This is a genomic window from Pseudoalteromonas sp. S1650, assembly GCF_005887195.1.
Classification (GTDB): domain Bacteria; phylum Pseudomonadota; class Gammaproteobacteria; order Enterobacterales; family Alteromonadaceae; genus Pseudoalteromonas; species Pseudoalteromonas simplex.
The window spans coordinates 67,374-93,481 of sequence record NZ_PNDF01000045.1; the positions used below are offsets into that span (position 1 = coordinate 67,374).

The 26,108-nt window shown below is 40.5% G+C and carries 22 protein-coding genes; 17 read left to right on the forward strand and 5 right to left on the reverse strand.

The genetic code is table 11. The features are described 5' to 3' along the window. Positions 1 to 4: 4 nt before the first annotated feature. From CWB80_RS14105 to exbB, 5 genes are read right to left on the reverse strand one after another with little or no spacing between them, the layout of a single operon-like run. Entirely contained in the window at positions 5 to 421 is a 417-nt protein-coding gene (locus CWB80_RS14105; RefSeq protein ID WP_249362583.1) for a YbaN family protein, read from the reverse strand. A 13-nt stretch (positions 422 to 434) separates the two neighbouring features. Beyond that, a complete protein-coding gene (locus CWB80_RS14110) occupies positions 435 to 1,040 on the reverse strand; it encodes a biliverdin-producing heme oxygenase (RefSeq protein WP_138599161.1) in 606 nt (201 codons plus the stop codon). 23 nt (positions 1,041 to 1,063) lie between these two features. Beyond that, the gene (locus CWB80_RS14115) at positions 1,064 to 1,918 is read right to left on the reverse strand and encodes an energy transducer TonB family protein (RefSeq protein ID WP_138599162.1); all 855 of its coding nucleotides are present in this window, start codon (positions 1,916 to 1,918) and stop codon (positions 1,064 to 1,066) included. Beyond that, entirely contained in the window at positions 1,918 to 2,349 is a 432-nt protein-coding gene (locus tag CWB80_RS14120; RefSeq protein WP_054553556.1) for a biopolymer transporter ExbD, read from the reverse strand. Before CWB80_RS14120 ends, CWB80_RS14115 begins: the two co-directional genes overlap by 1 nt. 4 nt (positions 2,350 to 2,353) lie before the next feature. Continuing rightward, positions 2,354 to 3,226, reverse strand: coding sequence for a tonB-system energizer ExbB (gene exbB, locus CWB80_RS14125; protein ID WP_138599163.1), 873 nt, complete (start codon positions 3,224 to 3,226; stop codon positions 2,354 to 2,356). A 286-nt stretch (positions 3,227 to 3,512) separates the two neighbouring features. On the opposite strand from exbB, the gene CWB80_RS14130 reads away from it, so the two are divergent. The 17 genes from CWB80_RS14130 to CWB80_RS14210 all read left to right on the forward strand — a co-directional run bounded on the left by CWB80_RS14130 (position 3,513) and on the right by CWB80_RS14210 (position 26,105). Then, positions 3,513 to 4,016: a sigma-70 family RNA polymerase sigma factor gene (locus CWB80_RS14130; protein ID WP_200909101.1), complete on the forward strand. Its 504-nt coding sequence runs from the start codon at positions 3,513 to 3,515 to the stop codon at positions 4,014 to 4,016. A 6-nt stretch (positions 4,017 to 4,022) separates the two neighbouring features. Then, a complete protein-coding gene (locus tag CWB80_RS14135) occupies positions 4,023 to 4,988 on the forward strand; it encodes a FecR family protein (RefSeq protein ID WP_138599164.1) in 966 nt (321 codons plus the stop codon). Between the two features lie 101 nt (positions 4,989 to 5,089). Continuing rightward, the gene (locus tag CWB80_RS14140) at positions 5,090 to 7,594 is read left to right on the forward strand and encodes a TonB-dependent receptor (protein ID WP_138599165.1); all 2,505 of its coding nucleotides are present in this window, start codon (positions 5,090 to 5,092) and stop codon (positions 7,592 to 7,594) included. Between the two features lie 17 nt (positions 7,595 to 7,611). Further along, entirely contained in the window at positions 7,612 to 9,558 is a 1,947-nt protein-coding gene (locus tag CWB80_RS14145; protein WP_138599166.1) for a choice-of-anchor tandem repeat GloVer-containing protein, read from the forward strand. Positions 9,559 to 9,664: 106 nt separating this feature from the next. Beyond that, on the forward strand, positions 9,665 to 10,303 hold the full coding sequence (locus tag CWB80_RS14150; protein WP_138599167.1) for a heme acquisition protein HasA: 639 nt from the start codon (positions 9,665 to 9,667) through the stop codon (positions 10,301 to 10,303). 54 nt (positions 10,304 to 10,357) lie between these two features. Further along, positions 10,358 to 12,253, forward strand: coding sequence for a hypothetical protein (locus CWB80_RS14155; protein ID WP_138599168.1), 1,896 nt, complete (start codon positions 10,358 to 10,360; stop codon positions 12,251 to 12,253). After that, positions 12,250 to 13,962, forward strand: a complete 1,713-nt coding sequence (locus CWB80_RS14160) for a type I secretion system permease/ATPase (RefSeq protein ID WP_138599169.1) — start codon at positions 12,250 to 12,252, stop codon at positions 13,960 to 13,962. Before CWB80_RS14155 ends, CWB80_RS14160 begins: the two co-directional genes overlap by 4 nt. Next, entirely contained in the window at positions 13,959 to 15,242 is a 1,284-nt protein-coding gene (locus tag CWB80_RS14165; protein ID WP_138599170.1) for an HlyD family type I secretion periplasmic adaptor subunit, read from the forward strand. The genes CWB80_RS14160 and CWB80_RS14165 overlap by 4 nt, the downstream gene beginning before the upstream one ends. Positions 15,243 to 15,354: 112 nt before the next feature. Next, complete coding sequence (locus tag CWB80_RS14170) at positions 15,355 to 15,870, forward strand: sigma-70 family RNA polymerase sigma factor (protein WP_054553565.1); 516 nt, start codon at positions 15,355 to 15,357, stop codon at positions 15,868 to 15,870. Between the two features lie 5 nt (positions 15,871 to 15,875). Further along, positions 15,876 to 16,856: a DUF4880 domain-containing protein gene (locus CWB80_RS14175; protein WP_138599171.1), complete on the forward strand. Its 981-nt coding sequence runs from the start codon at positions 15,876 to 15,878 to the stop codon at positions 16,854 to 16,856. Between the two features lie 77 nt (positions 16,857 to 16,933). Then, complete coding sequence (locus tag CWB80_RS14180; RefSeq protein WP_138599172.1) at positions 16,934 to 19,636, forward strand: TonB-dependent receptor; 2,703 nt, start codon at positions 16,934 to 16,936, stop codon at positions 19,634 to 19,636. A 29-nt stretch (positions 19,637 to 19,665) separates the two neighbouring features. Continuing rightward, positions 19,666 to 22,101 carry a PKD domain-containing protein gene (locus CWB80_RS14185; RefSeq protein WP_138599173.1) on the forward strand — a complete coding sequence of 812 codons (2,436 nt, stop codon included), beginning with the start codon at positions 19,666 to 19,668 and terminating at the stop codon, positions 22,099 to 22,101. 400 nt (positions 22,102 to 22,501) lie between these two features. After that, positions 22,502 to 23,800 carry a methyl-accepting chemotaxis protein gene (locus tag CWB80_RS14190; RefSeq protein ID WP_138599174.1) on the forward strand — a complete coding sequence of 433 codons (1,299 nt, stop codon included), beginning with the start codon at positions 22,502 to 22,504 and terminating at the stop codon, positions 23,798 to 23,800. 515 nt (positions 23,801 to 24,315) lie between these two features. Next, positions 24,316 to 24,648 carry a type IV pilin protein gene (locus CWB80_RS14195; RefSeq protein ID WP_171041538.1) on the forward strand — a complete coding sequence of 111 codons (333 nt, stop codon included), beginning with the start codon at positions 24,316 to 24,318 and terminating at the stop codon, positions 24,646 to 24,648. Beyond that, complete coding sequence (locus CWB80_RS14200; RefSeq protein ID WP_171041539.1) at positions 24,642 to 25,103, forward strand: pilus assembly FimT family protein; 462 nt, start codon at positions 24,642 to 24,644, stop codon at positions 25,101 to 25,103. Before CWB80_RS14195 ends, CWB80_RS14200 begins: the two co-directional genes overlap by 7 nt. Further along, positions 25,087 to 25,503, forward strand: coding sequence for a type IV pilus modification PilV family protein (locus tag CWB80_RS14205; protein WP_138599176.1), 417 nt, complete (start codon positions 25,087 to 25,089; stop codon positions 25,501 to 25,503). The genes CWB80_RS14200 and CWB80_RS14205 overlap by 17 nt, the downstream gene beginning before the upstream one ends. Then, complete coding sequence (locus tag CWB80_RS14210; protein WP_138599177.1) at positions 25,500 to 26,105, forward strand: PilW family protein; 606 nt, start codon at positions 25,500 to 25,502, stop codon at positions 26,103 to 26,105. Before CWB80_RS14205 ends, CWB80_RS14210 begins: the two co-directional genes overlap by 4 nt. The last annotated feature ends 3 nt before the right edge of the window (positions 26,106 to 26,108 follow it).

The following is a 26,108-nucleotide window of genomic DNA, read 5'->3' on the forward strand; positions in this document are numbered from 1 at the left end:
TTTCTTACTCAGCTGCAACCGGCCTTGATAAGACATACCAAGCTGACAATAGCATGAACAAAGCGACTGCTGTTGTAAGCGGCCATGATGGTGACGCACCAAGATAAAATAATATGAAGCCTATTGCCATCCCCACACAGGCAATACATTTAACTTTACGCGAAATCGCGCCATATTGTTGCCAGTTTCTTAATGTTGGTCCGTAATGGCGATGATTTAAAAGCCAGGCTTCGAACCGCGATGAAGAGCGCCCAAAGCAATAAACAGCAACAATTAAAAAAACAGTCGTAGGCATCACGGGTAGAATCGCACCTATAATTCCAAGACCTGTAAAAATTAAACCTGTGAGAAAGAATAGTGCCTTGAGTACTTTGGAACCTTCAGTCATTCCGTGTGTATTTTTTATTTTGTTGCTGCTCATTTTTATTTTTGGCTTATGCAAATGTTTTATCGACTAGCTCACGAACAAACGAAAATGCTTGTTGAGCAGCAGTAAGCGCATTTTTCCGTTGTAAATCATCAAGCTCTATTTTATTGATTGAATTAGAAAACTGTTGCCATGCAGCACCGCGGCCTTGCTCGGCTGGTGCTAAATGTCTAGCGCCAAATGTCTCTGATAAATCAATACGTTTGGCGGCTTTTAATAAATATTCTGCACCGAGGTTTGAGCCTTCAACTACATACAACCACGCTAAGCCTTGTTCAAATGAGAATGTGTGCTTATCAGCGTATTGCTTACGAATTTCATCGGCCTGCTGTTTAAATGATAAATCGCATAAATCATCGTACACAGCATCTAAGCGCTGCATACCTGCAAGCCCTGCAATGCAATCTTGAAACCTTTTATCATGATATAAAGGGGCGACCGTAATATGAAATGCTAGCTGTACTTGTAAAAACAATGCATAGCGTTCAATGCTTGAAAAAGGCCTTTTAGTCATAATCGCTTTATCTAAACCATCATGAATAGAAGATGTTTCTGCTTTAAACTGGGCTGTTAAAGTGTTCTCTTTAATTGTTTCCATATCCAATGAAGACATGATTAACTCCGTGTAGCTAATATTTAATTTATAAAAAATTCAACAGGTAAGGTGAGCGTTAATGTAGTACCTGCTATTTCGTCTGGGGGTAAGGGTAATGGTTCTGCGCGTTTGACCAGAGCAAGTACCTCTTCATCAAGGGATGACACACCGCTTGCTCTAAATAAAGAGACTGCAATTACTTGGCCTTCTCGATCCATTGTAAATTTGACCCAAGGCACGCCCTGCTGACGTTTCAGTTTTGCCATTCGAGGATAGCGTTTACGTCTTTCAAGGTGAGCTGATAATTGCATTTGCCAGCGCTGCTTAGCCTCAGCTTGTTGCTTGCTAAATACATTACTTACTGGGCCTGTACGCTGTTCTGCTGGTGCTGCATCAATTGATTTTGGTGCAGTTGTCTGTGCAACAGCGCTGTCGTTCTGGGAATTTTGTTTTGTCTGTTCAACTTTCTGTTTAACAGGCTTAGCGTCATCAACAGCTGTTTCTTGCACTTTTTCAACTTTAGCTACTTTGGGTTTTTTAGTTACTTTAGGCTTTGTAATTTTAATTTCAGACTGCTTGGCGATAAGCTCTGGTTGCTCGACTTTTGGTTGTTCTTTTGGTTTGGGTTTAGGCTTACTCTCAGCTGAGGATTGACTTGCCATCTGTTGTTCAGGCCCCTCAGGTAGTGCATTTTTGGGTACTTTAGGTGCGGCTACCATACTAATGACGACGGCATCAGGCATTGCGGCATTTGCCGTTTGTGTTATTGCAATTGCTGGGCTCATAATAAAGTAAGCTGCAACCAATAGATGAACAACTAATACTGTTGAAACACAGAGTAACTGTAATTTACGATAGCCTGTTCTAAGCGTTGGCTGGCCAGCTATCATGCTCATTACTGCTGACTCGCTTGTGTTTTTTCTAGCCCAACTAACGCAATGTTCTTATAGCCTGCTTTAGAAAGAATATTCAGCAAATCAACAAAGTCCCCGTAATCCACACTGCGATCTGCGCGGATCAAAATTGCGTGCTCATGAGTGATTTTTTGCTGCAATAACGCTTCAACTAGTTCTGTTTTCGCGACAGACTGCTTTTCACCAATAACCAAAGACAAATCTTTTTGTAATGTAAGGTAAGTTGGTTTTTGTTCAGAGGCTTTCGTTTCAGAATCAATACTGGGTAGTTCAACAGGCACGCTAACTGTTGCTAATGGTGCAGCAACCATAAAAATAATCAGTAAAACCAACATAACATCAATAAACGGCGTGACATTAATGTCATGTTGTTCAACTAGTTCTTCATCATCTTGTTGTAAGTTAAAAGACACGGCTTTATTTCCCTGCAGCTTTGATTTGCTGATAGTCAATTAACTGCTCTAGTGGTTTTGCTTGAGTATCTTTTGCTGATAAATCTCGGCTAAGGATTGTCATTATGACAGTCACTGTGTCTAACAATTGCGATTTATAGGCTGTTATAGAGCGTGAAAAATAGTTGTACATTACAACTGCGGGTATTGCTGCAACTAAACCAAGAGCTGTTGCAAGTAATGCTTCAGCTATGCCTGGCGCGACAACAGCAAGGTTGGTTGTTTGTGTTTTGGCGATGCTAATAAAGCTATTCATAATCCCCCAAACAGTACCAAACAAACCAACAAATGGAGCAACAGAACCAATGGTTGCTAAAACCCCCGTTCCTTTGTTCATATCTGCAGATAGCTCGGCTTTTACCCTATCTAATCGAGCTGCAACACGCTCTTTTAATGCATCACTTGTCGTTGCGTAATTACTACTTAAGTTAAGCTCATGTAGGCAAGCTTGAATTAATAGTTTTGCCGTACTTGGCTCTTGAGTTAAACCTTGTTCTGCCATTTTTAAGTTATGACTATTTAATAGTTTGACTAATAAAGCCCTGCCTTCACGTTTACTTTTATTAAGATAAATAAGCTTCGCGATAAAAATACCCCAACACACAATTGAAGCTAGTAGTAGGCCAATCATAACGGTTTTAACAATCACATCGGCCGCTAAATACATACCCCAAGGCGACAGATCATGACTAACAAAAGCTGCGCTATCGGCTAATTGTGGGTTATCTAATTTAGTTACTTGGCTTACTATTTCATTTACTGGGTCTTGCTCAGATGAATAACTATGCCCGGAAAAAAAGCCAACAAGAGCCACAAAAAGCACTACTCCAAATTTCATTAAATCTACTCCAGCCAACTGACAAAAATGGCGAAAAAAATAAACGTCATATTAGATAAGACGCACCAAAATCATTTTCCCGTAATAAAAATTAAAATTTTTTGTCGACGGCGGGCATTTGCCTTAAGCGATTCGTTGTAATTCTCTGATTGAATGGAATGTTTTGAAAAGAGATTAGCCAAAAGTAGTAATTATCATATTTTAAACAACAAACTTGCCTTGAAGAAATAACAATGATACGGTAATGATAATTGTTATCATTTGCCGTTGTTGGTAGGGAACCGCAGTGCTTAATTACACCGGTATGGATCTATTTGTTCGCGACAATCAATTTTGGTTATTAAGGTTTTTACAGAAGAAACTTAACCTTCATTGCCATCATGATGCACAAGACCTTTCACAAGACACATTTATTCGTGCTCTGACTTCGTCAATTGATTTATTTGAAGTGAAAGAACCCCGTGCTTACCTTGCTACAATTGCAAATCGTTTAATTATCGATAAAGCAAGACGTAAACGCATTGAGCAAGCCTACCTTGAAGCTCAGTTAGAGTCTTCACAAGAATATGCCCCTTCGTGTGAAGAAGTGCATGAAATGATTCAAAAACTAGAGGCGTTATCGCGCTTGCTTGAAGGGTTAGCAGATAAACCAAGGCGCGCATTCTTAATGGCAAGGTTAGATGGTCTGAAGTATCAAGAAATTGCTCAGGAACTGAATATATCGGTGAGTATGGTGCAAAAATATATCGCTCAAACATTGCTTCATTGTCACAGTCAATTACTCGATTAAGCCATAATGTCCGTACAGTACCCAGACTACAAATCTAAGCTTGAACAAGCCGCAAATTGGTGTGTCTTACTCAATTCTGACAACTTCACCGATGCCGATATTCAAGCCCATAGTCAGTGGCTCAAAGCCGATCCTGAAAATCAAAAAGCTTACTCAGAATTGCAAGCACTGTGGCGCGAATTTGACAGCACTGATAACAGCCATTTTGATTCGAAAATCCTCAATAGGGTACTAGATAAAGATAAGCCTAAGTCTAATCATTTTGCTAAATCGGTCGTTTTATCGGCACTTTTTGTCGGGTTTGGTCTCATAGCCAGTCATGTAGGTCTAACAGGAATCAGTTCTGATTATTACACTCTAAAAGGGGAGCAAAAAACTGTTGAGCTTAAAGATGGCTCCATACTGACTCTCAACGCGCAAACCCAAGTGGATATAGAATTTAGTTCTAAGCAACGATTGATTAAGTTGAATCAGGGAGAGATACATTTAGTGGCAAAAACTAATTCAAGTTGGCCATTAGTGGTGGAGACAGATAAAGCAACGGCAACAGCCTTGGGGACACAATTTACTGTTAAACGCCACGAACAAGATACCTTTGTCGTTGTGAGTGAATCAAAAGTAGAGCTGTGCTATTTACCTGCTCAAAAATGTGTCGTAGGTAAGGAAGGTCAAGCAATGTCAGTGGCTAATAGTCACCTCATTGGGCCAACAGCTGCAAACCCCGATATAGAATTAGCATGGTTAAATAATAGGTTAGTTGCTAATAATATGAGTTTAGCTAGGTTATTAAGTTTGCTTGAGCCTCATTATCAAGGCGTGTTTATTTACAACCAATCCGCACTTGAACATATCCGAGTTTCAGGTGTTTACCCAACAGACAATATTGCTATGGCGCTACAGATGATAGCGTCAGAACCCGCGGTGACCCATACCTCTGTCGCTAAGTATTTTGAATATATCTCATTGAAATAAAATAAGTTATAAAATTATTTTCATTAATTAATAAATTTTATTACTGCTTTTTGATTTTGCTGCGTCCTATTAATAGCTCTAAAAAATAATGAGAACTATTTATGTTAAAAGGCCGCTTATCGCGTTTAATTTTTACAGTCTTGCTATGCCTGCAATTTACATTTTCTGCAAAGGTGTTAGCGGATCAAGCCCACCAACTTGATATACCTCAAGGTAGTTTGGCTGAGGCACTTAATACATTTGCCCTCCAAACAGGCATCTTGCTGCAGTTTGATCCTAAGCAAGTTGGCGATCTGCAATCAACTGGTCTAAAAGGGGAATTCGAACTTGATACAGGATTCCAACAGCTTCTCTTAGGGACTGGCTTGTATGCCGAGAAAACGGCTAATGGAAGTTATGTTATACGTGTACTCTTAGCCCAATCAAATGGTGATATTTTACTCGATACCTTAGAGGTTCAGGCTACATCTAATAAGCGTATAGAAATTTATCAATCAGCCTCTTCAAATACTCAACTTGATCAAGCTCAGCTTCAACGTATTGCCCCACGTGATACATCAGATATTTTCTATAACGTTTCAGGTGTTACCACTTCCCAAACTCGGCAGGAGCCTGGGGTTGCAGTAAATGTTCGTGGCTTACAAGATTTTGGTCGAGTTAATGTGATGATTGACGGAGCTAGGCAGAACTTCAAACGAAGTGGTCATGGTGCTAATGGGATGGTTTATTTAGATCCTCAATTACTGTCGAGTGTCGAAATTGCAAAGGGACCAGTAGGCGAAAGTGGTGGTGCTGGCGCGATTGCTGGTGTTGTAAATTTTAAAACGCTTGAATTTGATGATTTGGCGGCTCCCGGTAAAGATCATGGTACTAAGCTAGCCATTTCATCTGGCAACAATGCCTATCACATGCAAGGCTTATTAGCGTCTACTGTGCGTGTGAGAAAAGATCTAGAACTTGTTGCTGCGGTAGGGCATAAGAATGTTGGCCGTTTTAAGCCAGGCCAACATGGTGGTAATGCTGATTCTAGTAATTACTTTAGCGCAATGAGTAACTTTACCGAGCAAGATAACTGGTCGTCATTACTCAAAGCTGATTACACAATAAATAAAGAGCAGTCAGTAAAACTTAGCTATATCGGCTTTTATGGCAACTTTGAAGAAGGCTCAACGACATCAGTAGATGCAGAGCCCGAAAGTAGCAGTTCACTTAATAACGATACGATTAAATTAGATTACACATGGGCTGCAAACTCAAATTACCTCAATCTTAATGCCAGTGTTTATTACAACCGCACTCAAATGCGTCAGCATGTTTATGAAATGGGAGAAAGCAGCAACCCCTACGGCGAGTTTAAATTGCAATATGAAACCAACACCCTAGGTATGGTTGTTGATAATCTTGCCTTTTTTAGTCTCAAGCATGATTGGTTAACTCAACATGAGTCATTGTTATTAGTTACTTTAGGCGGCGAGTATTTTAAAGACTGGACAGAGCCTCAAGCAATACAGCAAACGCCAGGAACTGGCGACCCATCTTGGTTTACAGGTGCAACCCCTGAAGGTGATCGCTCTCTAGGCAGTGCTTATATTCAAGCAGAATGGCAATACGGCGAGCATTTTTCTTTTGAATCAGGTTTGCGCTATGAGCAATTTTCACTGCAAGGAGGTGGAGAAATATACTCTGGTTACATTCTTAACCCTCCCGGAGTTTCGCCTAGTCGCACTTTGATCTATACCGACTTTGACGTTGACCGGCATGAAAATTACCTTTCACCAAATATGCGTTTAGCCTATCGCTTTAACGATAAAATACAAGGCTACTTAAGTTCAGCTCAGGCAGTCAGGCCGCCTGAAATCACAGAAACCTTATTATTTGGTGCTCATGTTGGTAACTCTTTCCCTTTTTACCCAAACCCTGGACTTGAAGCTGAAGAAGCTTGGAATAATGAAATTGGTCTTAATTTTGAGTTGCTTGATATAGCCAAAGGCCACGATTTATTCATTAAAACAGCATGGTTCGAAAATACCATCGATAACTTTATTGTCCAAGGTCGCGTGATGAGACCTACTTCTATTGATGACAATGGAATGACACTGAGTTATGTCAATTTACAAGATGAGATCCGTTTTCATGGCCTTGAACTGCAAGCTGATTATGAATCAAAAAGGCTATTTGCTGAGCTTAATTACACTAAAATGAATGTTGACCTTGGCAAGGGAGGCTATGATCCATTTCCTCTCGGCAGCCAAGTAGGTTATCCAGAAACAAGTATGGGTCAAGCTGGATCGGGAAGCTTGAACTATATCCCTCCACCTAAACATAGTGGTGCATTGACCCTAGGCTTAAAGTTATTTGAAGACACTTTAAAGTTAGGCGCTCGAATGCGTTACGAAGATAACGACGGTCGTGGTGGCAGCGCTTATGAAGACGTTGTTGACTGGCAAGTTTATGACTTTTGGTTGGAATATCAATTCACATCACAGTTTAAATTACGTATGTCGGTCGACAACCTGACCGATCTCAATTATGCCGAAGCAAATGGTACTTCATATTGGATTGCGCCTGGGCGCACCGCCACTGCTCAATTAACCGCAACATTTTAAATAATAAAGGAATAAAAATGCGACATACCTTTAAGCTAGCCCTTATTACCAGTGCATTATTTAGCGCAAATCTTGCAAGTGCAGCTGAAATTAACCTACAACAATTACATGCATTTGGTACACCGCCGACCATTATGATGGGCGGCGATAAAGGCATGATGCCTGCAAAACCTCCGACATTAAATACCCATAATGGTAAATTAATAGGTACTTTTCTTTCTGGTGGTGGTAGTGACTTTGCCACGCTAACGCAGTCGGGTATTTATAGCTTCACTCCCCAATTAACCGAAGGCGAGTTAACCGACTACACCACATATATAAACGAAGTTAATAACGACACGCTAGCCTTTGTAACGAATACCGTGGTTGATAGTCAGGGAGTTGTTTACGGTGGCGCAAACAGAACATTATTCAAATGGAGTGAAGGCGAAGTAATAGAGGATGCACTATCGCATTTGGATCTCTCTAGTATTAATGGGGGAGACTTCCGAGTACAAGGCTTGATGACAATAGATGCACAAGACAACTTCTATTTTGCCGCTTATGAACGAGGTAGTGATTATAGTGCATTACTGCGTCTTAATAGTGAAGGTGAAATCGCAGTACTGATTGACTTTAGCCGTGATGAATACAAACAGGGCAATATTTTTACTAAAGGTGAAGCGCCTGCCTCACTGATATACAGTGAGCAAGATAATGCGATTTATGGCCTTGCACATAAATCTTCAAAGTCTGATGGAGCAGGCAGTACCGAAGGCCTAGAAGATGGCGACTTCCCAAGCGGCACCTTGTTTAAGCTAGATTTAACTAATGCTAAAACGGATGGCAGCTCAGAAGTACAAATTTTAAAAACCTTTTCTAATAACCTACATGGTCTTATCGATGACCATACCTTAGCAACCAACTCGTTAGTAGAAAGCGGTGATTGGTTATATGGAACGTCAGCTAAAACAGTATGGCGTGCCCACAAAACCAATTTAGACGCATTTACCGTGTTACATACATTTGGTTCAGAACAAAATGAAGCAGAAACAAACCTAAATGGTAAAACGCCAGCGGGTCCACTTGTAGTTGCAGCAGATGGAAATATTTACGGTACAACAAGCGCCGGAGGCAGTGACGATAATTCAGGTGTGCTATTTCGTATTAATCTAAGTACAGATGCACGTGACCTTGATAAAGAGCAAGACAATTTTCAGCTTGTACTCCACTTTGCAGATCAAGCCTCACCTTTACCAGTAGGTTTAACTGCTGGTGCGCTAGTGAATGGCGAACAAATTATTTACGGTGCCACCAATGGCGACGCGGTAAACGACACAGGAAGCGTATATCAATTCACTGTAAAAGAGCATGCCTTGGAGTTTAATACTCAAACCACTGAAATAACTTTAGGAGAGAGTGTTGAAGTCAACTGGCAGTCAACCAACTTAAGCCAATGTACTGCCAGTGGCGATTGGCAAGGTGCAAAAGAAGCCAGTGGTACTGAATCAATTGAGCCAAGCTCTGAAGGTGAAAAATCTTATTTATTAAGTTGCCAAGACACTGACCAAAAAACACATGTTCAGTTAGTTAATGTGGTTGTAAATCCAAAACCAGAGCTGAACTTTACTTCTTCAGTTACCGAAATCACCTTAGGAGAAAGCGTAGAGTTGAATTGGCAAACATCTAACTTAAGCCAATGTACGGCTAGTGGTGACTGGGAAGGTACAAAAGAAACCAGTGGTACCGAAACTATCGAGCCAAGCACTGATGGCAACAAATCATACATTCTAACTTGCCAAGATAACGACCAAACTGACTATGTTCAAACTTTGGATATTTTAGTTAATCCTGCACCAGAACCAGAACCAGAGCCAGAGCCTGAACCAGAAGATAATAGCAGCAGTGGTGGGGCATTTGGCGGTCTAATCTTGGCTCTTGGCTTATTAGTTGGTAGACGCTTTCGTAACAAAATTAAAAGCTAAATTAGCAACCAGTTTTGCTAATTAACCCAGTCATATCAATCTGGCGCGCAATTGATATGACTATTTCAGACCTCTAGGTCATTACAAAAACAGAAAAGGAAATATTATGTCTATACAAGTTTCATATGGTGCAAATTATAGCTACGGCAGTTTAAATGACTTTTTCACCTACGCAAGTGAGTTTTTTACTGATACAACTTACGATGAAAGCATTGGTAGTTTCGCTGGTACTGAAAATCCAGATCCTATTGTAGATTTAGGTTTTTGGGGGAGCTTTGGCACATTCTCTGGCACGCAATTTGTGCAAGAGGGCACTTCAAGCGATGGCAGCCTAGGCTTTATCATTCAGGCTGCTGATGGCTCTTACTTAGATTACACCTTCTTCTCTAGCCCATCTCATACAATTTACGGTGAAATTGCCTCAATTTCCTTTGGTTACGGCATCACTCAAGATGCTAACGGTGAATACAGCTTCACTGATGAGTTAGTTAGTTTCGATGGTCTAGATACCATAGGCCTAAATGCCGGTATTGATACAAGCGGCAATGTGATTGACCGTACAACTGGTGACAATACCACCCATAACATTGTAGATGGCTTAAAAGATGCGGAGTTTGATTACTTCACTACTTTACTATCTGACAATGGAATTGACTTAACCCTAAACGACACTGGTGCTGCTAGCTTTGCATCACTTGAGACTATTGGTGTTTCAAGCTTTGTCGAATACGAACTCGTTGCATAATCTAACTGCACTGTAGCTTTGCTGCAGTGCTACTTAAAATTTATTGAGCTAGCTATGAAAACACTCTGCATTTTTTTATTCACTTTGCCGCTTTCTTGTTTTGCTACCACGGCGGTTGACGATGTTAGTGTAAATTACCTGACTTCACTTCATTATAGTGGCCCTGAAGGTTGGCCTACGGCAGGGAAACCCTATGCACCCCCTATCTATAATGCTGAGCGAGACCAACTACTGGGAATATCATCCACAGGACATGTAGATATTTTTGGTAACGACACTAGGGCAGCAAATATGTGGGGGCTGGCGCCGGTGCAAGGTCATTATTTTTCATTGGCTAAAGATATTAAATCATACGTGGGTTTTGCTGAGCATCCACAGCTCGATAGGCTTTATAGTATTGATTTAGATGGTAACATTTTTTATGTCCACTCAGATGGCAGTAATAAAAATATTGTTTTTGATAACAGTGAAGAAGAGCTTAGCAGTCAACCTAACGTTCAGCCCATTTTTGATCAGCAGGGGCGGCTACTGTTTATAGACACAGACGGCGAATCTTACTCGCGGTTAATGCGCTTAGACGCCGATAATACCCTGATTGAAATGCACCGTTTTAACAATAACCCGTATGGCTATTATACTGGTGCGGGAGGTATGTTATTGAGTGGTAATACATTATTTGGCTATTTGGCCTACCCCAGAGGCACACCATTTTTAGATACACTCTCGATTGATGATGATTTTATTGTCGGCGCCCTCTACGCAATGGACTTAAGTAACGACCCAGTACAAAGCCCTGAAATTATACACGAGTTTACCTTAGCCGAGGGAGAAGTTCCGTGGACAAGAGGTGAAGCTGCGCGTATAGCCACCTATTTGGTTGAAGACCAACAAGGTTATTTATACGGCACCACGTCGGTAGGTACGTGTAAAACAAAAGGAATAATCGTTCACAATCAGCAAGAGGCAAAATTTGATAATGGCATTTGTGGTGGTAGCTATGACTTATATTCTGTGACCGATAAAGAAAATCTCATCCATACAGAATATCCTCATTATGATGGCAGTAACCCTTTTGGCTCTGTATTTAGAGTAAAAAAAGATGGTTCTGATTTTGTGTTAGTGCATACATTTAGTGACCTAGATGGCAGTCAGCCCCGTGGACCAATGGCGATTACGGACAATGGCTACCTTTATGGTACAACGATGGGGGGCGGTGTCCATAAAGATGAAGTTATAAACGTAAAGCAAGGTAACCCATATCCTTCACAATTTGGGGAAGTAACCGGGAATGGCACCATTTATCGCATTCGCCTCGCAGATATTAAAGTTGAAAATGGCGTGGTCGTTGAAAGTGGTTTTGAACATGTACACTCTTTTAAAGCGGGGATAGATGTTGATGCCGACGGCAAAGTGCCAACCGGTATTATGTTAGCTGCAAACGGTAACTTATACGGCACCACCTTATATGGTGGCCGAGGGTACACCGATAATTCTGGTAATAAATACCTCAATGATAAATTCGGTACTGTATTTGAAGTAGATTTAAGTGCTCAACAGCCGACAGGCTCAGTGTCAATTAGCATAACTCCAGGGTCTATAAAGCAAGGAGAGCAAGCCGAAGTGACTTGGTCCAGTTTCAATGCAACAGACTGTAAAGCAACGGGGGAAACAGTGATTGGCGACTGGCAACCTGATTCGCCACTAGAGCCGCAAGGCAGTATGGTTATTTCGCCACAGACAGGGGTTTATACATTGACAGTTAATTGTAAGGATAGCGATGTGAATAGTCGTTTTGCTGCCCTAGCAACCTTGTATGTGGATGCAGAAGCCAAAGCAAAAGACAGTGAATCACTTAGCTATGGTAATGGCGGCAGTTTAGACTGGCGTTGGCTGTTTTTGTTTACTGCGGCAGCATTGTTTAAACCAGTTCGTACAACGAGGTTTAAATGAACGCTTCGCAAGCGCTGAGTAAACCACTTAAAGATGCTTTAAAGCTGCAAATGCGCAGTTTTTATCATGTTGCAGGGTTTAGTGCGGTCATTAATGTATTAATGCTGTTGCCTGCAATCTACATGTTGCAGGTTTATGATCGCGTTTTGAGCTCAGCAAATTTAGACACCTTATGGCTAATCTCTTCGATGGTTGCGGTATTTTTCTTATTAATGGGGGGGCTGGAGTGGATCCGGAGCCGAGTATTAATAAGCATTAGTCAACAATTTGATAAAACTTTACACAACCGTGTATTTAATGCGTTATATCAGCATCAACTTAAAACTGGTAACGCTAACTCAGGACTACTGATTAACGATCTTAATCAAGTTCGTCAGTTTATGACAGGGAGTAGCGTGTTTGCCTTTTTTGATGCGCCTTGGGCGCCTATTTTCTTAGTCATTCTGTTCTTTTTTCACCCTTTATTGGGCACGCTCGCATTGGTTGGTAGTTTAGTGTTATTTGCTTTAGCTTTAGCAAATGAATTATGGGCTAAACAGTCTCTAGTTTTAGCCTCACAAGCAACTACAAATGCTAACAGACTCGCCAGCGATATCATTAATAATGCCGAAGTTGCTCAAGCCATGGGTATGCAGCAAAATTTACAAGAACGATGGCAGTCAGAACACTGGGCTGGAATTTGCCATCAAAGTGAAGCGAGTAATTTTAGTTCTGTGCTTACTGCAACCAGTAAAGTTTTACGACTAGCATTACAGTCAATGATGCTAGGTGCAGGCGCATGGTTAGCTGTTGCGGGAGAAATAACAGCTGGAATGATGATTGCGGGCTCTATTTTGGCAGGACGCATGCTCTCACCAGTTGAGCAATTGGTTGGTGCTTTTAAACAATGGCAATCAGTAAAGCAATCACAACAACGTTTAAATGGCTTGTTATGTCAATATCCATCAGTAAAGGAAGGGCTTTGTTTACCTAAACCAAGCGGTAAATTAACCATTGAGAACGCCACTTTAATCCCACCAATGGCTCAGCATCCTGTTCTTAAAAATATTAGTTTTGAGCTTGAACCTGCAGAAATTTTGGCCATTATAGGCCCCTCAGGTGCTGGTAAATCATCAATTGCGAGAATGCTATGCGGTATTTGGGAGCCGCGTATAGGTAAAGTGCGTTTAGATGGCGCAGATGTATTTCAGTGGAATAAACAAAGCTTAGGCCCTTTTATTGGTTATTTACCACAGAATGTGAGCCTTTTTGCAGGCAATATCGCGCAAAATATTGCACGATTTGGCGAGGTGGATGATCACTTGGTGATTAAAGCCGCGAAGTTGGCTGGGGTCCATGACATGATACTCAAGTTAAGTAATGGTTATGAAACGCAACTAGGTGAAGCAGGAACCGGTTTATCGGGCGGCGAAAAACAGCGCATAGGTCTTGCAAGAGCAGTGTATGCTGATCCTAAGGTGGTTATTTTAGATGAAGCAAATGCGAATTTAGACGACAGCGGTGAGGCTGCGTTAGCAGCAACAATCAAAACGTTAAAGCAAGCTGGAAGTAGTGTGATATTCATAACTCACAGAGCGAATATTTTAGCTATGAGCGATAAAATATTGTTACTAAACAAAGGCCATGTTCAGGCATTTGGCGCTAAAGAAAACGTATTAAACGCCATGCAAAGAGCCAAACAAAGTCAACAAGGAGTGGCAATAGCATGAATGCTCAACACGGCATAGCAGGTCGTAAATACATTCTTTGGGGCTGGATTATGACGGCACTAAGTTTGGGTGTTTTTTTACTTTGGGGAGCCTTTGCACCACTCGATAAAGGTGCTGTGATTGAAGGTCAAGTTATTGTATCTGGAAGAAAAAAACAAATACAAGCTCCACAAAGTGGGGTGCTTGCCCAGTTGTTAGTGCAAAATGGTCAGTGGGTTGAGAAAAATCAGCCTTTAGTGACCCTCGATAACCGAGTCGCTAAAAGTCAGCTTGAGGCCGCAACAACTCAATATTATATGGCACTGGCGGAAAAAGAACGTTTATATGCTGAGTTTACACAAACGCCGAAGTTGCACTATTCATCAGCGCTAACCAAAATAGCATTACCACAAGCCGAAGAGGCTATGCGCTTGCATCAGCAATTGTTTGTACAAAGAAAAGCAACGCAGGATGCTAAACTCTTACTGTTAGAAAATAACAAACACACTACGCAATCGAGAATTTCAGGCCTACAAAATGTGGTTGCCAGTCAGCAACAGCAATTGTCGGTATATAAAAACTGGCTTAGAGACACACAAGCTTTAGTTGATAAAGGCTATCAATCACAAGAAAAACTTTATCAATTACAAGCACAAGCTGCGGAGATCAGCGCTGATTCAGCAAATTCACAAGCAGAACTAAAAGCACAACAGGCCAGATTATTAGAGCAAGACACTCAATTACTACAGACAATAAAAGCTTACAAACAAGATCTCAGTCAACAGATGGCTACCAATCAAGCAAGTATTAGTCATTTCAAACAGCAGATCATTACGTCTCAATTTAGCCTGGATAATAGTGAAGTTCGCGCACCAGCAGCGGGGCAAGTCGTAGGCCTTAATGCGTTTGGTGATGTAGTATCCCAATCACAATTATTAATGGAAATAATGCCTAAAGGCCAAACTCTTATTGTCGATGCGAAAGTACCAGTTCATCTAATTGATAGCATCTTACTTGGTCAAGAAGTTGATTTGCTATTTAATGCTTTTAATACCAGCACCACGCCAAAGGTAAAAGGCAATATAGATAGCCTGACACAAGATATTGTCAACGACCAACGAACTGGGCAACCTTATTATCAAGTAACTATTCGCGTCAATGAACAAGCGCTGCTAAAAGATTTGGTGTTACAGCCAGGGATGCCAGTTCAAGCATTTGTTAAAAATGGAGAGCGTTCGATGCTGAGTTATTTGTTTAAACCTTTAATTGATCGTATTCCTCATGCAATGGCTGATAATTAAAAAGAATTTCACTTCAATTAATAATTAAGAAGGTTTACCTAATAAATTAGCTTGAATGAGAATGATTATTGTTTATAATGTCCGCCTGCCACGCAACGGGACTTTGTAAATTTTGACTAGCAAGACTACTAACAGAACTGGGTTCAACTCGCTGTATCAAGAACACCACGAATGGTTAGTTCGTTGGATTGCTAAGCGAACAAGTAGTGCTGATAATGCCCAGGATCTGGCGCAAGATACGTTTATAAAATTGTTAAATAAGCCAATGCTTTATGATGATATGCGTAGCCCTCGTGCCTGGCTTACGAAAGTTGCTGGTAACTTGATGACAGATCAATTACGCAGGCAAGTGCTTGAACGTAATTATCAAAGCATGCTCGAATCAATGCCTGAGTCTGACTACTTTTCGCCCGAAGAGCAATTAGAGTTGCTTAACTTACTTGAGCAAATTGACAAGTTACTCACGGGTTTGAAAGCAAAAGAAAAAAAAGCTTTTTTAATGGTTAGATTGGATGGCATGAGTTATAAAGATGTCGCAAGCGAACTAAAAGTAAGTTTATCTTCAGTCGAAAAATATATCGCTAAAGCAACACTACAGTGCTACCAACTTGTTTATTTTGACAGCTAAATCTGATGAATTTTAGACTCAATCACAATCAAGCTCATATTCCAGAACACATAGTTCAACAAGCAATTCGATGGCAAATTAAAATTGAATCTGGCAGCATCAGTGAGGCAGAGCAGGCACATTTTGTGAAGTGGCGCAGTGCAGATCCATTGCATGAGCTGGCATGTGCTCGGTTACTACACCTTGATAAAGCATTTAGTGATGTTGCTGTTAAGTCCGCCGGGTATGCACGAGAAACGTTACAAAAAACAGACCATGAAATTGATAATCTGCAGCGTAGACGTTTGCTCAAAAGCGCGCTTGGTACGACACTAAGTGTAGCTGGTGTGGCTTTTTTAGCTGAGCAGCAAGGCGTTCGTCATTATTTAAGTGCCGATTTATCAACCAGAAATAGTCGCGAAGAATTTACCGTTTTCAAAAATAGCCAACTGTGGTTAAACCGCCATAGTACGGTAGAAATTGATGAGCACAAGAGTAATTCTATTACGCTCACGCAAGGTGAGTTATTTTTAAAAACCGCAGCTATTGATGCACCTGTTCAACTGCACACTGCTCATGGTGTATTTGCTACTCAAAACGCAGAAGTTTTTGTTCGTCATGAGGCAAGCCATGCGATTGTACAAGTAAACAAAGGCCTACTGCATTATAGTGCAGCGGCAGGTGAAAACAGTTTATCCCTACAAGCAGGCTCAACGTATCAACTCTTTTCCAATAAACAATTTTCGTTAAATTCTGGGGTTTTTGATTACAGTAGCTGGCGTCAAAATCTACTCACTGCCAGGGCCATGCCACTTGCCGATTTTTTACACGAGTTGGCTCGTTATCGAAGCGGTCATATTCGTTGTCATCCAAGTTTAAACGACACGCTAATTTCTGGTGTATTTCAGCTTTCAGATACAGATTTAATTTTATCAACTGTTGCACAATCAGTGGGTGCAAAGCTTAACTATCTGACCCGTTTCTGGGCTGAAATTTTGCCAAAGTAAAATAATTCTCATTTATTTTTACGGCTTTTCATTTTTCGTTCGGCTTTATAGGTATGTAACGAAAAAAGGAAACTCACATGCCGTCTCGTGTATTGCTTTCTAGCTGTGCCATATTTGTTTCGAGCCTGTTGTCTGTGGCCCCAATTTATGCGGCGCAATCATCAGCTAGTTCAGCTAATTTCACATTAGTTCAATTTGACTTACCTGCAGGTAATTTAGGTGATTCATTAACGCTTCTTTCACGACAAGCAGGGATCACACTGAGCTTTGATGAGCAAATCGTAAAAAATATCTCTGTATTAGAGCTTAAAGGACGCTACAGCACAGAAACTGCTTTAAATAAACTTTTACAATCAACCTCATTAGAAGCGTTTTTGATTGCTCAAAACGCTTGGATCATTAAAGCTAAGCCACAATCAGATGTGATTGCTCTTGATACTATTCAAGTTCAGGGACAACACAATAAACTAAAAAATAAAACCTATACCGAAGCAAAATCGGTAAACGTCATCACTCAGCAAGATATTGAACGATTTCGCGGTACCAGTGTTGGCGATATATTCCAAGGTACACCCGGGGTATTAGTCAGTGAGAACCGTAACTCAGGTGGTTTAGACATCAATATCCGCGGTATGCAAGGTCAAGGCCGTGTGCCAGTTACTATTGATGGAAGTCGCCAAGAAACAACTGTTTATCGAGGGTATTCAGGTGTCTCTAGCCGCAGTTATATTGACCCTGATTTAATTGGCTCAATGACGATTAGTAAAGGCCCTGTTATGGACGCGCAAGGGACCGGTGCGACGGGCGGATTAGTGAGTGTTAGCACTCTTAATGCAGACGATATTGTCAAAGAAGGGGAGCTGTCAGGTGTGCGTTTAAGAGCGAGTGCCATAGGTAATAGCTCAAGCGTACCTCAGCCTGGAACCTATGCAGGCTATTATCTACCTCGTAATGCCTATCGCTCAGATTGTCGCTTTTCAACATATTGTACTGAACAGTACTTGATGCCAGAGCATTTTGCCCCCGAAGAAGGAATGGACAGACCTAGTTTGTTAGAGTTTTCGAGTTACGCGGGGAGTGTTGCTGCAGCAAAACGCTTTAGTTGGGGTGACTTAGTTGGTGCTTACGCTAAGCGTGAACAAGGCAATTATTATGCAGGTAGCCATGGCCCTAAACCCGAATTGATTTATGGTGAGCCGGTTAAAATGGCTTGGTATACCGAGACTCCAGTCTCTATGGAAGGTGCGTCAAGATTTCGTGCTAATGAGCGTATACCAAATACAAATTTCAATAGTGAGTCGGTATTACTTAAAACGAACTTGGTGATGCCAAAAGATCATAGCTTAGAGATGAGTTATATCCTTTATAACAGCGAATATGGCGAAATGATGCCTTCGCAAATCCGCTCTTTTGGTCAAGCAAGACAATGGCTTGACAGCGAAGTAACAAACCATACCTATACATTAAAATACAAATGGCAACCGCTTACTTATGATTGGGCCGATTTTTCGGCTAATTTGTGGCACACAGATGCGATTACAGATCTTAATACACCTCGTCCCGGCTCAGTTGATATTGCCGACAACATAGCCCGAGAAGATGACTATCAGCGTTGGGGTGCTGAATTTAGTAATAAAATGATGTTCTACAATTATGGCGAACTTGCATTGAGCTATGGCATAGCCGGGCAGTGGGAAGATATGGATACCGATACGGTCCAAACAGATAATTCTTATGCAGGTTCACGAAGCGGTTGGCGTAAAGAGTTTAGTGCTTTTAGCGCTGTCGATTGGCAAATTACAAAGCAGTGGCAATTAGAAGCAGGGTTCCGCTTTAGTCATTTCTCTTCAAAAGATAATAACCCTTTAGAACTTAAGCCTAATAACCCTGCATGTACACCTGATGGGCAAGGAGGCTGTGTTCCTGTCAATTATCAGAATAGTCACTCAGGTGGTGCGCCGATTATAGCTTTAACGTGGCAAGCGTTAGACGGTCTTCAATTATACATTAGACACGCAGAAGCTTTACGTATGCCAAGCTTGTTTGAAAGTACCTCTGGTTTGTCTGCGAGCCCTGTGCTTGATATATCTCTGAAGCCTGAGCATGCCAAAAACCAAGAATTGGGTATTAATTATTTAAACGAAAAAATAGCGAATAACACAGAGAAACTGGCTATCAAGCTTGCCTATTTCGAGAATCATGTAGATGACTATCTGACTCGGACACAACCAAATGCGTGGGAGGAATCACAAGGCGGTTTGCTCGATTTATTTCGTATGCGCAATATCGACAGTTTAGATCTTAATGGTGTTGAGTTTAACTTTAGTTACACAGCACCTTTTTGGTTAGTTGAATTAAGTGGTACTAAATATTCTTATATTGAAGTGTGTAATGATGGTAGCTACGTGCGTTATGAATGTACTGATTGGGGGATCACACAGAGTTACATCAATAATATGATCCCGCCTAACTGGCATGCCAGCCTGCATTTAGGGTTACGTCTTTTTGATCAAAAATTCGAGACTGGTTTACGCGCTACCTTTATGGGCAAAAGAAACCCAGTTCCTCGATATAACGCACCAACAGGTTTTAATGAGCCTGTGCTATGGCACAGCTATAACCTTTTAGATTTCTACAGTTCATACCAATTTAACGATACGGCGACCCTTGATTTTACTATCGATAATATTACCGATCGTTACTACTTAGACGCATTGAGCTTAGGACTTGTGCCAGCCCCAGGGCGCACAGCCAAGCTTAGCTTAACTTTACAATTTTAATTGCCAGAAAAACCAGCAAGGAGACCCCGATGAAATTGATGCTACATACATTCACTGCTATAGGGCTAGCTTTAGCGCTAACCGCTTGTGGTGGAGGTGGTGGTAACGACGATAGCACCCCTGTTGTTGTTGAACAAAAACCGACGGCTGTCATCACAAGCAATACAGAACAAACAACGTTTTCACTTAAAGATGGTGCAGTACAAATTCAACTAAGTGCTGATCAAAGTAGTAGCGCTGATAACAAAGAACTTAGTTATCAATGGCAACTTATTTCTCGCCCAGAACAAAGTGAAGCAGCTTTAACCAGTAACGATAGTCTTAGCACCGATTTTGTGGCTGATCTTCCTGGTGAATATGTCATTAGTCTTATTGTTAATGATGGTGTTAATAACAGTGAAGCAACACGCATTACGTTTAATGCAACATCACCATATCCGACAGCAATCACTGAGCCTGTATACAGTGTAAGTTTGGGCACAACGAGTGTCGGCCTAGATGCAAGTGCCAGTTTACCTCCTACAGGCGAGACAGGCAGTTTAGATTATCAATGGAAGATTGTTGAAAAACCGGCTGAGAGTGCGGGTTATTTAAGCAATGAAACACTTAGTTTAGCTACTCTATTTGTTGATGTAGCTGGAGATTACAAACTAGAGTTGGTTGTTTATTACGGAAATATTGCCAGTGAACCAAAAACGGTTACCGTAACTGTTTCATCAGGTAATGCTCCACCTGTTGCGATTGCTGACGATGTGACGGTTAAGCTTGGGCAAACAGTCACGCTTGATGCATCACAAAGTAATGACCCTGAAGGAGCGTCTTTACAATACCGTTGGAAATGGGCTTACAGTCCTGTTGAACCAGATGCTATTCCATTACCTGAATTAACAGGAAGAACAACAGATACACTTACTTTTACGCCAGCTGCAGCGGGAGAGTATTCATTGGTACTGTTTGTGTTTGATGGTGCAAGAAAAAGCGAAGAGCGTGAAGTTCTTGTAACTGTAGAGAAAGATCCTGAGTCTAATGAAAACAAAGCACCCGTTGGCGAGTTACTCGCAACAGGCTATTTCCCTTCTTATAGTATTGGTGAACAAGAAGTTGGTTTACGCGCTGAGTTTAATTTTTCAGGCTATGATCCAGAAGGTGAAGCACTGCAAATAATCAGTGCGGAACTTATAGAAAAGCCAGAAACAAGTACTGTTGAGTTAGTTGATATTGGTTCTTGGAAGCCAATGGGTAAAAAGATCCAAAAGCTTGATGTTGAAGGCATGTATAAAGTACGAATGGTCGTATCTGATGGTGTTAATCAACTAACAACCAATGCAACAATGGAAGCTAAAATTGGTAATGTTAATGGGCAGCCTTCAACACGCGGTGTAGATGCTCAATCTAAATCAGTTATTGTAGGTGATGCACTTGTATTCGATGCATCAAGTGAAGACCCAAATGATGATCCAATGACATTCCATTGGGAACTTGTTGATCGTCCAGATGGCAGTAACGCGGTTATTGAGCCAGTTATTGAACCTGAAACCCAAGAGTATCGCCGTGCTCGCGTGGTAACTGATGTACCAGGCTCATATACTGCGCGCTTGATTGTTGAAGATGATCGCGGACTTTTTGCAAAAACTTATGCAGAAGATGATGGCCTTGCAAAACTTACCAATACTGCGCCTGAAATTCGTTCTGTTGTGTGGGCACGTAGCTGGGGAAGACTACAGCCAGGTGAAGATTACTATCAAATCTTACCGTGTATGTCATTATTACATCGCCCAGTTACGGTTGATGCTGATGGTGACGAAGTATTCACCCATGAAGAGTTAATTAGCACGCCTGAAGGAGGAGAATTCACAAGTTACCCTGATGAAGCTGATTGTCCTGCCACACGCGGTCAAGTGTTTACCAAACCAGGTACTTATACATTCCGTTATTCAGCGACTGATTTAATAGACGATGCACCACAATATGATTTTGTTGTTAAAGTTGATCCATTATCAGAAGCGAAAGGTGTTCGCTTACGAAGCATTAATGAAGATGGCGAAAGCTTATGGCACCCACTACCGTATGAAACAATTCCACCATTTGCAAATGGCTTTAGTGCAAGCTCGCGTCCATTCTTAGAAGAAGGCTATGTGCAGTGGGAGCTAAGTGCTATGGACAGTGCGTATACAGTTGAAAATGTTAAGGTGAGCCATATTAATGGTGGTCTTGCGAGTCTTACCCCTCGCTTTGAAAACCTGTATGAAGGACGTGTTATTCAACAAGGCGAAAGTTTAGCATTTCAAACCATAGTACCTGCAGTGCCTTGTATTCGTAATGACGATAAGTCTGAAGGCTTCCATTTCTCTTTCAATATTAGAGAAATCCCAGAAATTACTTATGTATACGAAATATGGCGCACAGCCGATGAAGACAGTCTTTTCAATGAGTGGGAAGAGTGTGAAGAAGGCCAGCTAAATTAAACAGCCAAATTAAAAACTTAAACAAGCGAACCTTCGGGTTCGCTTTCTTAATATTACCCCTTCCACGTTCCTTTAGACGATATCGTAAATCAAACAAACGCATTCAGAATTCACTCTGATAATACTAGTGAGGGAATTGTACGCAAATATACTTTCCCATTGTGATAATGCAAAAGCGTATTGCTAACGATAATTTAAGGCTCTGAAATAGAAAAAGTGATCTTTTATAATCCTTGAGCAGAAAATAAGCTCTTTGCAAACTATGCTTGGAGCTAACTTACATAGTTTCTAACCTCTCTTTGTACCCATTCATCTTAATATACTATTTAATAAGCTATTATATTTGTATGATAATAAAATCACTCAAATCTTGAGTTCATAATCCAAAGGAACATACCTAATGTGGTTTACTAATCGCAAACTTTTATCTGAAAATATTTATTTAAAAGAGCAGGTTGCAGAATACGAAAATATAAAGCATGAGCTCAAAGAAGAGATGTTGTATTTTTTACTGAACAAAAATAGCACCATTATTGAAGTAAATGAACGATTTGCAGCAGCGCTAGATTTCAAAGCAAATGATCTAATAGGTAAAACCCTAAATGATTTGCTCCTAAAAAAATCAATTAAAAAACCCCACACACAAAAATTACTCTCGGCAATAATTAAGTTAAACCATTGGCACGGCGCCTTACAATTACAAACTAATACAGGTCGTGAACTGTGGCTTAGAAGCATTTTACAGCCAATAAATGGCGAACTTGCCGTGTATTCAGCTGAACTTACAAGAACTATATCTCAATCTAGAGAGAAGGAAGATATGCTTATTGCTCTCAGTCGTTCTTCTGCGGTGATTGAATTTAGCCTAGATGGCGTAATACTCAACGCTAATGATAACTTTTTGAATGCCATGGGGTACTCTCAAAATCAAATTCTAGGAAAGCACCACAGTATGTTTTGTGATCGACATGAAGTTGAATCGAATGCCTATCAGCAGTTTTGGTCTGAACTTAAGCAAGGGCGCTTCATTTCAGACCGCTTTAAAAGGATTGATAGTCACGGTAATGAGGTATGGCTTGAAGCCTCATATAACCCAATTCATGATGACAATGGTGATTTATATAAAGTTGCTAAGTTTGCGACTGTCATTACAGATCAAATGAGAAGAGAACAAGCAATCTCACAAACTGCAGAGATTGCTTACGATATTTCAAAGCAAACAGACGCAGATGCAGAAAACGGTTTAGAAGTTGTAAAGCAAACAATATCAACGATGAATGCCTTGTCTAAGAAACTCGAAACAGCCAGTGAAGGTATCAATAAATTAGATGTACAGTCAGCTAAAGTAGCTCAACTGGTTGATAGTATAAAAGGTATTGCTGACCAAACTAATCTACTTGCTCTCAATGCTGCAATAGAAGCAGCAAGAGCAGGAGAGCAAGGACGCGGGTTCTCTGTTGTGGCTGATGAAGTAAGACAACTTGCTTCAAGAACGAGTGCCGCTACTGAGCAGATAATAGGTGTTGTGACGGAAAATAAAGTATTAACACAAGATGCTGTAACTCAAATTGAATCTAGCCTAATAGAAGCAAAAGATGCATTAGAGTTTTCTAATAGTGCAGGTAGTGTAATCGATGATATTCAAAAAGGTGCAAAAGAAGTGGTTGAGGCCGTTAGTCAATTTAAAACGAACCTTTAGTTAAGGGCTGCCGAACAAGGGAGTAGCGTGTTACTCCTTTTTATTTACTTATCTTTAATGTAAAAAGAAGCATGACTAGTATCCCCAAAATGCGTAAACGTAAATGCTCTAAAAGTTTGTGTTAGAGGTCTTGAGTGCCAAATTTTATATAATAGTATAATATTTTCTATGTATTGAATTTAGGTAAGTGATGGTGTACTTTAGTGCTGGTTTTGAGTTTTAACTCTAATTATATCCCTTGCTGTTATTTCTTTTAACTTTCTTAGTTAATAAAGGAATGGAAGCAATATGTTTTTTAAACCAAGGATGGGTATTCAATGACTACACAATTTTTTTATAGAAGTTGCTTTAAGACACAGTGTTCAAGAATCGCTGCTACCTCTTTACATTCGTAGCGCTACTCCATTTCTAAATAATATTACTATACCTCAATTTCTAATATGATTTGGCTTTTTATGTCTTGCGTTTATAAAAAATGCTCATTTAAGAGCGATGGTTTCACTCTTATTGAGCTTATGATTGTAATTTCAATTACAGCGATTCTTGCATCAATCGCATTTCCTGCATATCAAAATTATATTCTTCGTAGTCATGCACATGTAGCAGGAGCTGACTTAGTTGCACTATCTGTAAGTTTAGAAAACCGATTTCAACGCCGATTGAGTTACTCAGGTGCTACAGTTGATAATGTAAATTGGTATCAGTCATCTAAAAATTACACTATTAATATGAGTGTGACGGCAAACTCATACCTCCTCAAAGCAACTAATTCTGATTGCGTATTAACTTTATCCAACACCGGTTCACGAACACTGTCTGGTAATTGTGGTGGGTTGAAGTCTTGGTAAAAAAACAATCGGGTTTATCTCTCATTGAGCTGATGATAGTAATAACAATTATTGGTTTTTTGGTATTAGTAGTCGTTCCTTTTACTCAATCTTGGATATATGAAGCTCAAGTTAATAACGCAAGAAGTTTACTTGCGAATGGGTATAGTCAAGCCAAGGCATTGGCATTACGTAACCCACAAAATTCACAGGGGGATTTAGCATCATCTGCATGCGTTAAATTAGCAGATGGGGTGCTTCAGGTAAGAGAACCTGAAGGTTCCTTATGTTCTGGAAATATCGTTTGGCAGGGGGACTGGCCTGAAGGTGTTTCTTTACTTCGAAGTAATAATCGCCTTACGGTATTTTTTATTAATAATCGAGGCTTAATACTGAAAAATGATCAGCAGGTTGGTGATAATCTAACGTTTACTCTCAATAAAGGAGCTGTTTCTTACAATGGGGCTTTTTACTAAAGGATTAGTGCTTCAAAGAGGGTCCTCTTTGATCGAAGCGATGGTCGCTATGTTAATCTTGGCAATTTTATTTCTCGGTATTGCACAAGTTTTAGGTCGAGGTTTAGTGAGCCAACGCTATATGAATACATATAGTTTAGCGCTATTGGAAATGCGCGAACGCCTTCAACAACATAATGATGTAACTCTTTGTAGTAATCCTGGAAATCTCAGTTGGGTTGGGAATATTCAGTTAGTTGCAAGGTGTGATGAGAATGATGTAACTATTGGTGTTAATGGCGCCAATGTATCTGTAAAAACAAATGTTTTAACGCTATCAACGAATGGAGACGAAGAATCACAAGCATTTTTTGGAGCTGATGGCGTTATTCGAATATCGGAAAGTTCGAGTATAAAATGAAGAAACAAGGCGGTTTCACTTTAATTAGTTTACTAGTTGGCTTGCTAATCTCCTCATTCCTACTAATAGGAATGATGATGGTATATAGAAACACTATCCAAGTTGTTGTTCCAGCTTCTGAATCTTCTCGAAGTGATGGTGAGCGCGTTTCAGCTTTATTATCCACCAATATGATGTTACAAGCTGCAGGCTTTGGAATCGAGAATTCATCATATGGTTCTCATTTACGCATTTTCAAGAGCAGTGCTTTTGTTCCTTTGGCTACATCTGAAGGTTCTGTTGCTAGTGGTGATACTGTTTTATGGCTAAGTAAAGATTTTAATGGTACTCAATGTCGTGGGTTATCGGCAGATGGTGAAGGTGGTTTGTGGCAAGTATCATGTGACTTAGATATGCAAAATATAAAGCTTACTTCAAGACTTATTCTACCTTCCCAGTATGGAGCAGAGCAGGCCACCCCTATTACAATTATCGCTAAGAGAGTAACTTGCTATCCATTTAGTACAGATATTTCAGGTCGTTTAAAACTGGTTTTAGTATTTCATAACTCTGTTGCACGACAAATTGAAAGCTCAACATGTTTGCTGAACTTTGTTTCATAATAC